Source organism: Streptomyces pluripotens (assembly GCF_000802245.2).
Classification (GTDB): Bacteria; Actinomycetota; Actinomycetes; order Streptomycetales; family Streptomycetaceae; genus Streptomyces; species Streptomyces pluripotens.
The window spans coordinates 2,142,641-2,157,466 of sequence record NZ_CP021080.1; the positions used below are offsets into that span (position 1 = coordinate 2,142,641).

Sequence of the window (14,826 nt, forward strand, 5' to 3'; positions counted from 1 at the left end):
CACCGTCTCGGCCCTTTCCAGGCACCGGAGCCGTCACTCGGTCTCGTCCAGGGCTCCGGTCTCGTCCAGAGCTGAGGAGCCGTGTTCCAGGCCGCGCCCGGGATGCTGCCCATCCTCGGCCTGGAGCACCAGCAGGGCCAGGTCGTCCTCTGGCAAGCCGCCACCGAAATCGTGGACCAGGCGGCGGATCTTTTCTGCTATCAGCTCGGCACTGAGACCAGCGCAACCGGACAGGGCGTGCGCGAGTCCGTCGCCGTCGTCGAACTGGCGGGAGCCGGAGCGCCGCTCCGTCACTCCGTCGGTGACACACAGCAGGCTGTCCCCGGGCCGCAGGTCGAAGGTCTCGCTGGCGTAGGTCTCGTCCTCGATCACGCCGAGCAGGGTCTGCGGACGGACGGCAGTGCGCACCTTGCCGTCGGGGCTGAGGACGAGCGGCAACGGGTGGCCGGCGGAGGCGAGGGTGCAGCGGACTCCGCCGTCGTGGGGCGTCAGCTCCCCGTAGAGCAGGGACAGGAAGCGGGTCTGCGGGCCGTCGTCGGGGAGCAGGGGCCGGCCGCCCGCGGCGACCAGTGCGCGGGCGGCGGCATCGGCGGCCTCGGTGGCGTCGTCGAGCAGGAGCTGGTTGAGACGGTCGAGGACCTCGGCGACGCGGTACCCCTCGCGGGCGAGGAGGCGCAGCCAGGGACGAGCCAGTCCGATCACGACGGCCGCCTCCGGCCCCTTGCCCTGGACATCGCCGACGGCGAAGCACCAGCGGCCGTCGCCCGCCGGGAACAGGTCGTAGAAGTCACCGCTGGGGCCGCCCTTGTCACAGGGCTCGTAGACCAGCGCACTTCGCACACCGGGGATCTCGGCGACCGCCCCGGGCAGCAGGCCGCGTTGCAGGACGGCGCTGATGGTGGCCTGCCGGGCGTACTGGCGGGCCGCACCGATGGCGAGAGCGACCCGGCGGCTGAGGTCTTCGACGAGCCCGGTGACCTCGTCGGGGAAACCGGCCGTCCCGCAACGGCCGATGGCCAACGTGCCCAGCGGTCGGCCGCCCGCGAGGAGACGGTACGCCAGTGCCGTGCCGCGGGCGCCTTGAGGGCCGAGGGCATCGCCGGGCCAGGGGTACGGCTCGGGCCCGGGGCGCAGCCCGTCGCCCGGCTCCGGCGGTGCCTTCTCCAGAGCGCGCCGCAGTTCCTCGATGCGGGCCTCGCTGGCGTGCCAGACCCGGGCGAGGCCGTCGCCGGTGCCACCGCGCACGCTCGCCTCGTCCTGCAGCCACACCGCGCACCAGTCGGCGAGCCGGGGCACGATCAACTGGCCGGTGAGGGCGGCGACCAGGTTCTCGTCCAACTGTCCGGCGAGCAGGTCGGAGGCCTCGGCGAGGAAGGACAGCGCGCCCCGGCCGAGCCAGTCCCGGTCGGCGCCGGAGCGGTGCGACTGCGGTGCCAGGTTCTCGGCGACCTCCAGGGCGGGGCCGGTGGCGGAGCCGGCCACGGGATCGCCACCGCCCGGGAGTAGCCGCGCCCACACCGCCTTCGCGCCGGTGCGGTAGGTGACGCCCCAGGACTCGGCGAGCGTGGCGACCAGCCGCAGCCCACGGCCGTGCTCGGGGGTGTCGTACGATCCTTCGCCGCGTGGGGAGTCGCGCGGGGCGCGGGAGGGGTGCTGGTCGCACACCTCCACGACGAACGCCCCCGTCTCCTCCAAGCGCCAGTCGACCTCCACCTCGGTGCCCGCGTGCACGACGGCATTGGTGACGAGCTCGCTGACGACGGCCGTGGCGTCGTCAGCGAGCCGGGCGGGCACCCCGGGCACTTTGGTCAGCTCGGCCCGCACCAGGGCTCGGGCCGAGCCCGGCGCGAGGGGACTGCCGGGCAGCGTGGCCCGCCCGCGCACCCCACGGGGCAGGGCCTCGCCTCCCCGTTGCGTCGCTATGGCCGCCGTGTCCATGCGGCCAGGGTGACAGACAGGGGACACAGCCCAACGGGGAGTTACCGAAGTGGACAGTCGTGGCCGAAAATAGCGCTACGGAAGTGCACGATGTCGACCACTTTCGAGCGAGGCCGAACCGAAGTCGACCACAATCACTTCTCTCTGGTCCCGGCGTACATCTCGTCGATGAGGTGCTTGTACTCCCGTTCCACCACCGGCCGCTTGAGCTTGAGGCTCGGCGTGATCTCACCGTGCTCCACGTCGAGGTCGCGCGGCAGCAGCCGGAACTTCTTGATCGTCTGCCAGCGCTGGAGACCGGCGTTGAGCTGCTGGACGTAGCCTTCGACCATCTCAACCGTCTGCGAGGCGGCGACGATCTCTTCGTACGGCCTGTCCTCCAGACCGTTCTCCTTCGCCCAGTCCCTGATCGCGAGCTCGTCCAAGGCGATGAGTGCCGTGCAGTAGTTCCGGTCGGCGCCGTGCACCAGGATGTTGGAGACGTACGGGCACACCGCCTTGAACTGGCCCTCGATCTCGGCGGGGGCCACGTACTTGCCGCCGGAGGTCTTGATGAGGTCCTTCTTTCGGTCCGTGATGCGCAAGTAGCCGTCGGGCGACAGCTCGCCAATGTCGCCGGTGTGGAACCAGCCATCGGACTCCAGCACCTCGGCGGTCTTCTCGGGCAGCTTGTGATAGCCCTGCATGATGCCGGGGCCGCGCAGCAGGATCTCGCCGTCCTCGGCGATGCGAACCTCAGTGCCGGGCAGCGGCTTGCCGACGGTGCCGGTGCGGTAGGCCTCACCGGGATTGACGAAGGAGGCCGCGGAGGACTCGGTGAGGCCGTAGCCCTCCAGGATGTGGATGCCGGCACCGGCGAAGAAGTAGCCGATCTCCGGGGCCAGCGCGGAGGCGCCGGAGATGCAGGCGCGCAGCCGGCCGCCGAAGGCCTCCCGGAGCTTGCCGTAGACGAGGGCGTCGGCGACCTTGTGCCTGGCGGCGAGGCCGAAGGGCACGGACGTGGTACCGGTGCGGCGGAAAGTGTCCTGGCTGGTCTTGGCGTACTCGCGGGCGACCTCGGCGGCCCACTGGAAGATCCGGTACTTGGCCGGGCCGCCCTCGCGGGCCCTGGTGGCAACACCGTTGTAGACCTTCTCGAAGATGCGCGGCACGGCTGCCATGTACGTCGGCCGCACCACCGGAAGGTTGTCGATGATCTTGTCGACGCGGCCGTCGACGGCGGTGACGTGCCCGATCTCGATCTGCCCGGAGGTGAGCACCTTGCCGAAGACGTGGGCGAGCGGCAGCCACAGGTACTGCACGTCCTCGACGCCGAGCAGCCCGGTCGAGGCGATGGCCTTGGCCATGTACGCCCAGTTGTCGTGGGGCAGGCGCACACCCTTGGGCCTGCCGGTCGTGCCGGAGGTGTAGATGAGGGTGGCGAGTTGGTCGCCGGTGATCGCGCCGACCCGCTCCTTGATCAGTTCGGGGTGCTTCTCCAGATAGGCGGCACCACGCTCCTCCAGTTCGGCGAGGGTGATCACCCAGTCACCGGTCTCCACGCCGGCGGGGTCGATGACCACGACCTTGGCCAGGTTGGGCAGGTCGGCGCGCTTCTCGAGCGCCTTGGAGACCTGGGCCGCATCCTCGGCGATCAGCACCCGGCTCTCGGAGTCGGAGAGGATGAACGCCGACTCGTCGGCGTTGGTCTGCGGGTAGACGGTGGTCGTGGCGCCGCCGGCGCACAGGATGCCGAGGTCGGCGAGGATCCACTCGACTCGGGTGGAGGAAGCGAGCGCCACCCGCTGCTCGGGCTGGACGCCCAGCTCGATGAGTCCGGCCGCGATCGCGTAGACCCGGTCGGCCGCCTGCGCCCAGCTGAGGGACTTCCAGTCGTCGGGTCCCTGGCCAGAGGATGGTGGCACCGGGTAGCGGTAGGCCTCGGCGTCCGGTGTGGCCGCCACGCGCTCCAGGAAGAGGGCCGCCACGGACGGCGGACGGTTCTCGATCAGGGTCTGTGTGTCGCTCACGACATCCTCCGGGGCCCGCGGCAGTGCGGCTGACTCGGGTGCGGCTGGGTTAACTCACGGTGCGGCTTCGGTCTGTTGTTTAACTCGCGAGTAACTATCGAGCAGGGATCAGGGTAAGCCGCGACCGGCCGCTGCGTAAGGGGCACCGGCCTGTCTCTTTCCGCTCAGATTCCGCTGAAAATCCGTCCGAACGCCGCTCGAACGCCACTGGGTCACCGCTTGGACGCCGCTTGGAACCGCGTCGGACGCGCGCAGGGGCCCGCCGTGCTGCCACAGACGCGGGCAGCGTCTGCCTCCACACGGCGGGCCCCTGCGTGTGCCGGTGTGCGGGCACGGCGCTCCGTAGCCGGCGGTTACTTCTTGCCCTTGGTCGACCCCGCGCTGTCGTCGCTGGACAGGACGGCGATGAAGGCCTCCTGGGGAACCTCCACGGAGCCCACCATCTTCATCCGCTTCTTGCCTTCCTTCTGCTTCTCCAGCAGCTTCCGCTTGCGGGAGATGTCACCGCCGTAGCACTTGGCGAGGACGTCCTTGCGGATGGCGCGGATGGTCTCGCGGGCGATGACCCGGGAACCGATGGCGGCCTGCACCGGCACCTCGAAGTTCTGCCGCGGGATCAGCTCCCTCAATTTGGCGACGAGCCGCACACCGTAGGCGTACGCCTGGTCCTTGTGGGTGATCGCCGAGAAGGCGTCCACCTTGTCGCCGTGCAGCAGGATGTCGACCTTGACCAGGGAACTGCTCTGCTCGCCGGTCGGCTCGTAGTCGAGGGAGGCGTAACCACGCGTCTTGGACTTCAGCTGGTCGAAGAAGTCGAAGACGATCTCCGCGAGCGGGAGGGTGTAGCGGATCTCGACACGGTCCTCGGAGAGGTAGTCCATGCCGAGCAGGGTGCCGCGCCGGGTCTGACACAGCTCCATGATCGCGCCGATGAACTCGGTGGGCGCGAGGATCGTGGCCCGAACCACGGGTTCGTACACCTCGGCGATCTTCCCCTCGGGGAACTCGCTCGGGTTGGTGACGGTGATCTCGGTGGCGTCCTCCATGATCACGCGGTAGACCACGTTGGGGGCGGTGGCGATCAGGTCCAGGCCGAACTCGCGTTCCAGACGCTCCCGGATCACGTCCAGGTGCAGCAGGCCGAGGAAGCCCACGCGGAAGCCGAACCCGAGGGCCGCTGAGGTCTCCGGCTCGTAGACCAGGGCCGCGTCGTTGAGCTGGAGCTTGTCCAGGGCCTCGCGCAGATCGGGGTAGTCGGAGCCGTCCAACGGGTACAGGCCCGAGAACACCATCGGCTTCGGGTCCTTGTAGCCGCCGAGCGCCTCTTCGGCTCCCTTGGCCTGGCTGGTGATCGTGTCGCCGACCTTGGACTGACGGACGTCCTTCACGCCGGTGATGAGGTAGCCCACCTCACCGACGCCGAGACCGTCCGCCGGAAGCATCTCGGGCGAGTTGACACCGATCTCCAGCAGCTCGTGCGTGGCGCCGGTCGACATCATCCTGATGCGCTCACGCTTGTTGAGCTTGCCGTCCACGACACGGACGTAGGTCACGACACCTCGGTAGGAGTCGTACACGGAGTCGAAGATCATCGCGCGAGCGGGGGCGTCGGCAACACCGACCGGGGCCGGAATTTCCTGGACGGCCCTGTCCAGCAGCGCGTCCACGCCCAGGCCGGTCTTCGCCGAGACCTTCAGCACGTCCGACGGGTCGCAGCCGACCAGGTTCGCCAGTTCCTCGGCGAACTTCTCCGGCTGAGCGGCCGGCAGGTCGATCTTGTTGAGGACCGGGATGATCGTGAGGTCGTTCTCCATCGCCAGGTAGAGGTTGGCGAGGGTCTGCGCCTCGATGCCCTGGGCAGCATCGACGAGGAGGATGGTCCCCTCGCACGCGGCCAGCGACCGCGAGACCTCATAGGTGAAGTCGACGTGCCCCGGGGTGTCGATCATGTTGAGGATGTGCGTCGTGCCCTGGTCGGGGCCCTCGGTCGGGGCCCAGGGCAGACGCACCGCCTGGGACTTGATCGTGATGCCACGCTCGCGCTCGATGTCCATCCGGTCGAGGTACTGAGCGCGCATCTGCCGCTGCTCGACCACACCGGTCAACTGGAGCATCCGGTCGGCGAGCGTGGACTTGCCGTGGTCGATGTGCGCGATGATGCAGAAGTTGCGGATGAGAGCCGGGTCGGTACGGCTCGGCTCGGGCGCATGGTTAGGGGTCGCGGGCACGCAGGGTCCTGATTCTTGAGGTATCCGCAGGGGTACGGTCTCGGGTCGGATCGATACGTAGGCTCCATGGTCCCACGGCGAGGGACCAGGGACCGTTTTGGGCCGTCCAGAAGGCCACTGGTACTGTAGATGGCTGTGCCTCTTGCCCTCTCAGCTCGAGGTGCGTCAGAGAAATTTTGGATCACCGGTACGGGACCCGTGCGGCCCCGCACCAGAACCTGAAAAGGCTCCTTCGTGGCGAACATCAAGTCCCAGATCAAGCGGATCAAGACCAACGAGAAGGCTCGGCTGCGCAACAAGGCCGTCAAGTCCTCCCTGAAGACCGCGATCCGCAAGGCCCGTGAGGCCGCTGCCGCGGGTGACGTCGAGAAGGCCACCGAGCTGCAGCGCGTTGCCACGCGCGCGCTCGACAAGGCCGTCTCGAAGGGCGTCATCCACAAGAACCAGGCCGCCAACAAGAAGTCGGCGCTCGCTTCCAAGGTCACGGCTCTCAAGGGCTGAGAACTCGTCTGGTCCGACCGCCGGAAGGACCCAGAGCGGGCCCTCTCTCATCCGCTCCCGTCCGGCACTCTCGAACTCGTACGCGGCCTGCGTTCGCCACGCGGGTACGAGTTCACCAGCTTGAACCGAAGGCCTCGCCGTCCGCCCTTCCCCAGGGCGGGTGGCGGGGCCTTCGCCACGTGCGTCACGACCGGGCGGCCGTCACGACCAGAAGGAGTCGGCCTCATCGAGGTCCGGGACGCACAGGTCCACGTCGCTCACCTTGTCCCCGACGAGCCGGAAGACCATCACCTCGTCCTTGTCGTAGCGCCTGCCGTTGCGCTCGGCCGTGCAGTGATGCAAGGCGACGACGTGGCCTCGGCCGTCGACGAAGGCGTCACGCAATGCGATGCGGAGTGTCCCGTTGCTCTCCTGGAAGAGCCGACCGTACATCTCGATGATCGCGTCCTGCCCCTTGAAATCACCCGAGAGCGGGTGACTGCCCGGCACATGCTGGGTGCAGTCCGCAGTCATCATCCCGCGCAGGACATCCATGTCCCCGCGTGAGAAGGCTTCGTATCCCTTACGGACGAGTGTTGCGTGCGGGTGTTCGGCCATGGTGATCGCCACCTCTCCGCAGTGTCGGCGACATACGGCTGACGTTCTCATTCTCCTCTCCTGCGGGGGAGACCGATAAGGCCTAAGCGCGCCCCCGCGAGCGCGCCGCGCGCGCGACGGTCACGACCGCCTTCTCCAGGGCGTATTCCGGATCGTCCCCGCCGCCCTTCACCCCAGCGTCCGCCTCGGCCACCGCCCGCAGTGCGACCGCCACCCCGTCGGGTGTCCAACCGCGCATCTGTTGCCGCACCCGGTCGATCTTCCACGGTGGCATGCCCAGCTCGCGCGCCAGATCGGCCGGTCGGCCGCCGCGCGCCGAGGACAGCTTCCCGATCGCCCGCACACCCTGTGCCAGCGCGCTGGTGATCATCACCGGCGCGACTCCGGTGGCCAGCGACCACCTGAGCGCCTCCAGTGCCTCCGCCGTACGCCCCTCCACGGCCCGGTCGGCGATCGTGAAGCTGGAGGCCTCGGCCCGCCCGGTGTAGTACCGGCCGACGACCGCCTCGTCGATCGCCCCCTCCACGTCGGCCACCAACTGCGAGACCGCCGAGGCCAACTCCCGCAGGTCGCTGCCGATGGCATCGCAGAGCGCCTGACACGCCTCGCCTGTGGCCGACCGCCCGAACGAGCGGAACTCCCCCCGCACAAAGGCCAGCCGGTCCGCCGGCTTGGTCATCTTCGGGCAGGCCACCTCACGTGCGCCCGCCTTGCGCGCGGCATCCAGCAGCCCCTTGCCCTTGGCGCCGCCGGCGTGCAGCAACACGAGCGTGATCTCCTCGGCGGGTGAGCCGAGATAGGCCTTCACGTCCTTGACCGTGTCGGCAGACAGGTCCTGGGCGTTGCGTACGACCACGACCTTGCGCTCGGCGAAGAGCGACGGACTGGTCAGCTCAGCAAGTGTGCCGGGCTGCAACTGGTCGGGAGTCAGGTCCCGTACGTCCGTGTCGGCGTCGGCGGCCTTGGCGGCAGCCACCACCTCCTGCACAGCACGGTCGAGCAGGAGGTCCTCCTGGCCCACGGCGAGAGTCACCGGGGCGAGAAGGTCGTCATTCGCAGTCTTCCTGGCCATCGCCTACAGCATCCCACGCGGCACTGACATCGAGACGGCCCGCGCAGCCCGAACGGTCCCGGACCGTACCCGGGGTGCGTCTGTGAGTCAGGGCTCCTCGCGCCAGCCGTCCCACTCCCCCACGAACGCGTCCAGCTCAGCAGCATCCAGTCGCCCGTCCTCGTCACGCAGGACCACCAGCCACTGGGCGTCCTCGGCGTCGTCCTCACCGGCCAGCGCGTCCCGGACCAACCGGGGTTCCTCATCGACCCCGAACCGCTCGGCGAGCGCCTCGGCGACGTCCTTGGCGGCGTCGCGGTCGGGCAGCACCAGCACATGTCTCACTTCGCTCACGGACTCATTGTCCGGCACGGACGAGATCAGGAACTCCAGGTCAGTCGGGGGCGTCGGATGTCCACGTCCGCACCCGCGGTACGGTTCGCCCGACTCACTCCCTCGTCACCTCTAATTCCCCGCTCACCCCTCCTTCCCCGCCGACCGCCAGTGCTCCATCCCGGTCGGTACGCATCACCATCGCGCCACCGGCCCGCAGCGCAGCCACCGTCGCCGGTGCTGGGTGCCCGTACGGGTTGCCGACACCGGCGGAGATAAGGGCCACCCGAGGGGCCGCGAGCCGTATCAGTTCCGGGACCTGGTAGGCCGAGCCGTGATGAGCCACTTTCAATACGTCCACGCGGGCCAGGCGGGCCGCTGCCGGGGACCGCAACAACGCTTGCTGGCCGGGGGGTTCGAGATCTCCGAGCAGCAGCAACCGCAGACCGCCCGTGCGGACCAGCAGGGCGACGCTGGCGTCGTTCGGACCGTCCGGCTCCGGCACGGCATCGGGCCGTACCGGGGATGTCCTCGCGCTGGAGTGCAACCGGGCGGCCGGTGGCGGCCACAGGACGCGCCAGGAGAGCGGACCGGTGCGCCGTTCCTCACCCGCGACGGCCCGCGTAACGGGGATATGCCGTTCGGCCGCTTCCCGTCTGACGAACTCAGCCTGCTCCACGGGTTCTTCGAGCCACGTAGTCTCGATCGCTGCCACTGTCCGGCCCCGCAGGACACCGGGCAGCCCCGCCACATGGTCGGCGTGGAAGTGGGTCAAGACCAGGAGAGGGACGCGCGTGATGCCCAACTGCCGCAGGCAACGGTCGACGCGTGTCGGATCGGGTCCGGCATCCACGACCACCCCAGCTCCCTGCCCCGCGGCCAGCACGGTCGCATCGCCCTGCCCGACATCGCACATCGCGAACCGCCACTTCGGCGGCGGCCAGCCTGTGATCCTCCGGGCCAGGGGCACGGGTTGCACCACTGCCAGCAGGAGCAGCACCCCGAGCAGTCCGCACCACCACGGGTGCCGCAGTAATCTCCGCCCGGCTAGAACGGCGATCACCATGACCGCGGCAAGCAACAGCGCTCCCGGCCAGTTCCCCGGCCAGTCCACTTCCGCACCGGGTAGCGCCGCCCCGGTCCGGGCGACCCCGGCGATCCACCCCGCCGGCCAACCGGCACACCACGCCAACGCCTTGGCCAGCGGCATGACCACCGGTGCCGTCGCAAGCGCCGCGAACCCCAGCACCGTGGCCGGCGCCACCGCAGCCTCGGCGAGCAGGTTGCAGGGCACCGCCACCAGGCTCACCCGGGCGGACAAGACGGCTACGACCGGCGCACACACGGCCTGTGCCGCGGCAGCGGCACCCAAGGCTTCGGCGAGCCGCGGGGACATCCGGTGCCTCCGCATTGCCTCGCTCCAACCCGGTGCCAGAACCAGCAGCGCGCCGGTGGCCAGCACGGAGAGCAGGAAACCGTAGCTCCGGGCCAGCCACGGGTCGTACAGCACCAGGAGCAGGACGGCCGTGGCCAGTGCTGGGACCAGGGATCTGCGACGTCCGGTGGCCAGCGCGAGCAGGGCGACCGCGCCACAGACGGCGGCCCGCAGCACGCTGGGGTCGGGGCGGCACACGATCACAAATCCCAGCGTCAGCGCTCCGGCAAACAGGGCGGTAGCCCGCAAAGAGAGGCCGAGCCGTGGAGCCAGTCCGCGGCGTTCGACCAACTGGGCCAGGCCGGGCGGGCCGATGAGCAAGACCAGCAGGATGGTGAGGTTGCTGCCGGAGACCGCCAGGGTGTGTGCCAGATCCGTCTCCTTGAAGGCCTCGTCCAGCTCGGGCGTGATCCGTGAGGTGTCGCCGACCACCAGTCCGGGCAGCAGTGCCCGCGCGTCTGCTGGCAGGCCGTCGGTGGCCTCCCGCAGCCCCGCCCTGAGTCGCCCCGCCAGCCGTTGTGGTCTGCTCGGCCCCGCCACGATCCGTGGCTCCGGCCGGGCGCGCACCCGCAGTACGGCCGCTTTCCGGTCACCGCCGCCGGTCGAAGCGGGCGCCAGCCGTCCACCCACCCGCAGCCGTATGGACGGCAGCAGCCCGAGCCATGCGGCACGTCCACCCGGTGTCCCCCGGGCGGCGGACACCGACGCCCGGGCGGAATCCCCATCCCCGCCCGGCTCGGTGCTGCCTGCCGGTGCCGGAACCTCCGCGTCGACGACCATCAGTACGGGGGTCCGAGTCCGCGCACTCGCACCGCCGTGTTCCTCGACGGCTCGCACCTCCGCCCGGACCAAGACCGCCACGGGTGCCGTGTGGTCGCCGCGCACCCGCGGTCTGCTCAGCCGGGGGTCGCCGGTCACCTCCACCTCGGCGGTCACGGTCGCGAACCGCCGCGCCAGGTCGGGCACCGGGCCGCGCCGCAGATCCGCTCCGTGCAAACCGGCGGAGACGGCGGCCGCTGCCCCGCAGAGCAGCACCGCAGCAGCTGAGGTGCGGGTCCACGGCAACCGGTCGCCCACCCGCTCCTGCGGCCTGGTTCCGGGGCTCCAGCCGGCCGCTCCCGGACCTCGCCTGAGCTGACTGCCCTGGCCGAGGAATCCGGCTCGTACGGCCCGTGCAGCCCCGTGTACGGACGACCTGACCCGTCCTGCCGATTGGGCCAGTGTGGACGGTGCGGCCCACCCGACCTGTACGGGCGGTCTGGCCTGTATGGGCGGTGGGGTCGGTTGCGGCCGGCGTACCGCCAGCATGACTGTTCCACCGACCAGACACACGGCCACGATCACTGCGGTCCAGCCACCGGGTGCGTCCACCGTCAGCGCCGCCGTGGCCCAGGCCGTGAGAGCGGGCGGCACCAGGCGCAGGTCCATGGGGCTGGCCCGGTCGACGTGCGGGGTCCCGTGTTCCTCGGGCTTCCCCGGCTCATTGCCCTTCCCTGGCTCAATGCTGGGGTCGGCCTCTTCGAGCAGGCGGCTCATGGCCGCACCAGGTTCCGTAGATCGGTGAAGCGGCGGTCCCCGATGCCACTGACGTGCCGCAGGTCGTCCACTGAGCGGAATCCGCCGTGCCGGGTGCGGTAGTCGATGATGTGCCGGGCCAGTACCGGACCGACTCCCGGCAGGGCATCGAGCTGGTCCACGGTGGCCGTGTTGAGGGAGACCGGGCTCCAGGGCCCCGCACCCGTCGTTCCGGGGGCAACCCCTCCCACCGGTGCGGGCAGGGCCACGGCCGCGACGGGGGCGCCGACGACGACCTGTTCACCGTCGACCAGGAACCGGGCCCGGTTGAGCCCCTCAGTGCTCGTACCCGGGCGGACTCCGCCCGCCGCCCGCAGCGCGTCGGCCACCCGGGAGCCGGCCGGAAGCCGCCGGACGCCCGGTTTCCGGACCTTACCGCTGACGTCCACGACGATCTCGACCCTGGGTACCGCCGAGACGCTGACGGCCACGCCCGGCCTCGTGTCATCGCCTTGCTGGGCATAGGTGGCCTCGGCACGCACCACTTGAGGGGCGCGCACAGACTGGGTACGACCGGTCCAGAAGTGCTGCGCGGCGAACACGGCGGAAGCCGCGAGTACCACGGAGAGTGCCACCACTCCTCGCCGCTCCACCCCGCACCGCGCCTGCAGCCACACTGGCATCCGCTCCCGCAACGCAAGTCCGGCTCGCACCCGCCAGCCCGGAACGGTCGGGCCCTCGGGCTCCAACCAGGTTGCCGGGTTGACCGGTTCGGCATCTGCGGCCTGGTCGGGCACCGACGGTCCGGCTCCCCCAGCCGGCGCGGTCTGTGCAGTCCCCGTCGACCACGGCGCGGTCTTGGCCACCGTGCTTGCCGGGCTCACCGCCGGATCAGGGCCTGTCGCCGTGGCCTCCTCCGCAGCCCCGACCCTGCCGGTAACCGTGGCGGTGTCCGCGGCCCTGCCCTGGTCCGGCTCGCCCCCGAGCCCGCCCCCAGGCCCATGCCCGGTCGTGTCCCGGCCCGGTGGTCCGTTTCCCGACTCCCGTCGGCGCACGGCTCGTTCACCGAAGAGGACTTCGGCTCGGCGGCGCAACTCCTCAGCCGGGGCTGACGGGCGTTGACGAGCGCCACGGTGATCGGGGCTGCGGAGGCCTCCGGTGCCGCGACGCCCCCTGACGCGGCCGTCGGAACCGGGCCCACGGCCGGGGCCACTGGTCGGGGTGACTGTGCGTGAAGGTGATCGAAGTGCCATGCGACGAGCATGCGGCATCCCGACACATTCAGGATGATCTTGGTCAACTCCCGTGGACCACGGACGGGTTGTGGAAAACCCAACCACCCACACGGGTGAGTTCAGTCCGTACGGGGCATGGCGTGAGAGCCGCGTTCGAGGGAGTCAGCGGGGCGAGACAACCGCTCCCAGCAGCCCGGGCCCGGTATGCGCTCCGATCACCGCTCCCACCTCGCTGACGTGCAGTTCGGCAAGGCCCGGAACCCTTGCCCGCAGTCGGTCAGCGAGAGCCGTCGCGCGGTCGGGAGCGGCGAGATGGTGCACGGCGATGTCGACCTCGGCGCTGCCCGCCCGCTCGACGGCGATCTCCTCCAGCCTGGCGATCGCCTTGGACGCTGTGCGGACCTTTTCGAGCAGCTCGATACGACCGCCGTCCAGCTGGAGCAGGGGCTTGACGGCGAGTGCGGAGCCGAGGAGGGCCTGCGCGGCTCCCATACGACCGCCACGGCGCAGATAGTCGAGGGTGTCGACGTAGAAGTACGCGGACGTACCCGCGGCCCGCTTCTCGGCGGCCGTGACGGCCTCGTCCGCCGTGCCACCGGCCTCGGCGGCTTCGGCCGCCGCGAGCGCGCAGAAGCCCAGGGCCATCGCGACCATTCCGGTGTCCACCACCCGCACGGGCACCGGCGCCTCACGCGCCGCAAGAACCGCCGCGTCGTATGTGCCGGACAGCTCGGCAGACAAGTGCAGGGACACGATGCCGCTCGCACCGGACTCGGCGACCTTGCGGTAGGTATCCGCGAACACCTGGGGACTGGGGCGGGAGGTGGTGACGGAACGCCGCTTCTGCAGGGCCTGGGCCAGGGAGCGGGTCGAGATCTCGGTGCCTTCTTCGAGCGCCCGGTCACCGAGGACCACGGTGAGGGGTACTGCGGTGATGCCGTGACGCTCCATCGTCCTGAGCGGCAAGTAGGCCGTTGAATCGGTGACGATCGCGACATGGCAGGACATGAGCTGGAGGTTACCTGCCGTGGTGCTCGCGCGGCAGCCCGGCCCCAGTCCGGCGTGCTCCGGGCTATCCGCTCAGACCGTGCTCTCCGGGCGGGGCTTCCTCCGCCAGGGGTGGGCGAGACGGGGTGACGGCGGAGTGATCGAGGGGGGAGCCGGATCCGGGGAGGGACGGGAGTCGGCCGTCCGCGGGCGGAACCGGCGATCTGCCGGGCCGCTGGGACTTCCCTCGTCAGAGGTTCCCTGGCCGCCGGAAACGGTGTCGGGCCGCCGCGCGGTTGTCTGCGCAGGCTCCGTCCGCGCCCAGTGCCGCAGGGCGTCCGCTTCGAGGTCTATCTGGGCACTGAGCGATCCCAGGTCCTCGTCGGCGAAGTGGCGGGCCCGGTCGCGGACGGCCCAGCGCAGCGAGTCCGCGGACTCGCTGACGCGTGCGGTGCGGCTGCGCAGCTCGGGCAGGCGGGCAGCGAGCGCGGCCCGGTCGGGCTCGGTCTCCAGGCGCTTGAGGTCGGCGTCCAGTTCGCGGCCGTGTGCGCTGAGCCGCTGGAACAGGCCGAGGGACTCCTTGAGCGACTCGTCTTCAGCAGCGCCCGCGTACAGCGCGTCCTGGGTGGCGCGCATGGAGGTGCGCAGCGTGAGCCGCAGGTGCGCGATCTCGCGGGCCGGGCCGGACTGGGTGAGGGACTTGGCACGCAGGGTGTGGTCCTCGACCGTGCGGCGGGCCTGCTCGATCGTGCGGTCCACCCCGCGCTTGGCGGCGCCCACCGCCTTGGCCGTGGCGTAGACGCCCAGGCTGACGAAGAGCAGGAAGAGCAGGGCGAACACGGCGATGACGGCTTCCACGACGCTCCTCCTCCGACCGGTACGGCACAAGCCGCTGTGCTCTCCACGGTAAACGCAGTGGGCAGGTTCGCGGTTCCAGAGGAACCCCGAACCTGCCCGTAGGGGACTACCCCGACGCGGGTTGTGCGCGGTGTCCGGT

11 protein-coding genes are annotated in these 14,826 nt (G+C 70.4%); 1 reads left to right on the forward strand and 10 read right to left on the reverse strand.

Annotated features, from left to right (window positions below; translation table 11 throughout):
• Positions 1–33 precede the first annotated feature (33 nt).
• The 3 genes from LK06_RS09520 to lepA all read right to left on the reverse strand — a co-directional run bounded on the left by LK06_RS09520 (position 34) and on the right by lepA (position 6,175).
• The gene (locus LK06_RS09520; RefSeq protein ID WP_174673840.1) at positions 34–1,938 is read right to left on the reverse strand and encodes a SpoIIE family protein phosphatase; all 1,905 of its coding nucleotides are present in this window, start codon (positions 1,936–1,938) and stop codon (positions 34–36) included.
• A 134-nt stretch (positions 1,939–2,072) separates the two neighbouring features.
• On the reverse strand, positions 2,073–3,947 hold the full coding sequence (locus tag LK06_RS09525) for an AMP-dependent synthetase/ligase (protein WP_039654617.1): 1,875 nt from the start codon (positions 3,945–3,947) through the stop codon (positions 2,073–2,075).
• Between the two features lie 353 nt (positions 3,948–4,300).
• On the reverse strand, positions 4,301–6,175 hold the full coding sequence (gene lepA / locus LK06_RS09530; RefSeq protein WP_039654616.1) for a translation elongation factor 4: 1,875 nt from the start codon (positions 6,173–6,175) through the stop codon (positions 4,301–4,303).
• Between the two features lie 234 nt (positions 6,176–6,409).
• On the opposite strand from lepA, the gene rpsT reads away from it, so the two are divergent.
• A complete protein-coding gene (gene rpsT / locus LK06_RS09535; RefSeq protein WP_039654615.1) occupies positions 6,410–6,676 on the forward strand; it encodes a 30S ribosomal protein S20 in 267 nt (88 codons plus the stop codon).
• Between the two features lie 201 nt (positions 6,677–6,877).
• Here the strand turns inward: rpsT and LK06_RS09540 are convergent, their stop codons facing one another.
• From LK06_RS09540 to LK06_RS09570, 7 genes are all read right to left on the reverse strand, one after another.
• Complete coding sequence (locus LK06_RS09540) at positions 6,878–7,273, reverse strand: nuclear transport factor 2 family protein (RefSeq protein WP_039654655.1); 396 nt, start codon at positions 7,271–7,273, stop codon at positions 6,878–6,880.
• A gap of 82 nt (positions 7,274–7,355) precedes the next feature.
• Positions 7,356–8,345 (reverse strand): DNA polymerase III subunit delta, encoded by a 990-nt coding sequence (gene holA, locus LK06_RS09545; protein WP_043404868.1) that lies wholly within the window; start codon positions 8,343–8,345, stop codon positions 7,356–7,358.
• Between the two features lie 87 nt (positions 8,346–8,432).
• Positions 8,433–8,678 carry a hypothetical protein gene (locus LK06_RS09550; RefSeq protein ID WP_071659084.1) on the reverse strand — a complete coding sequence of 82 codons (246 nt, stop codon included), beginning with the start codon at positions 8,676–8,678 and terminating at the stop codon, positions 8,433–8,435.
• Positions 8,679–8,772: 94 nt separating this feature from the next.
• Positions 8,773–11,520, reverse strand: coding sequence for a ComEC/Rec2 family competence protein (locus LK06_RS09555; protein WP_174673983.1), 2,748 nt, complete (start codon positions 11,518–11,520; stop codon positions 8,773–8,775).
• 104 nt (positions 11,521–11,624) lie between these two features.
• Entirely contained in the window at positions 11,625–12,860 is a 1,236-nt protein-coding gene (locus LK06_RS09560) for a ComEA family DNA-binding protein (RefSeq protein ID WP_071659081.1), read from the reverse strand.
• A 144-nt stretch (positions 12,861–13,004) separates the two neighbouring features.
• Positions 13,005–13,850 (reverse strand): DegV family protein, encoded by an 846-nt coding sequence (locus LK06_RS09565; protein WP_039654612.1) that lies wholly within the window; start codon positions 13,848–13,850, stop codon positions 13,005–13,007.
• A 72-nt stretch (positions 13,851–13,922) separates the two neighbouring features.
• Positions 13,923–14,687 (reverse strand): hypothetical protein, encoded by a 765-nt coding sequence (locus tag LK06_RS09570; RefSeq protein ID WP_039654611.1) that lies wholly within the window; start codon positions 14,685–14,687, stop codon positions 13,923–13,925.
• Positions 14,688–14,826: the final 139 nt, after the last annotated feature.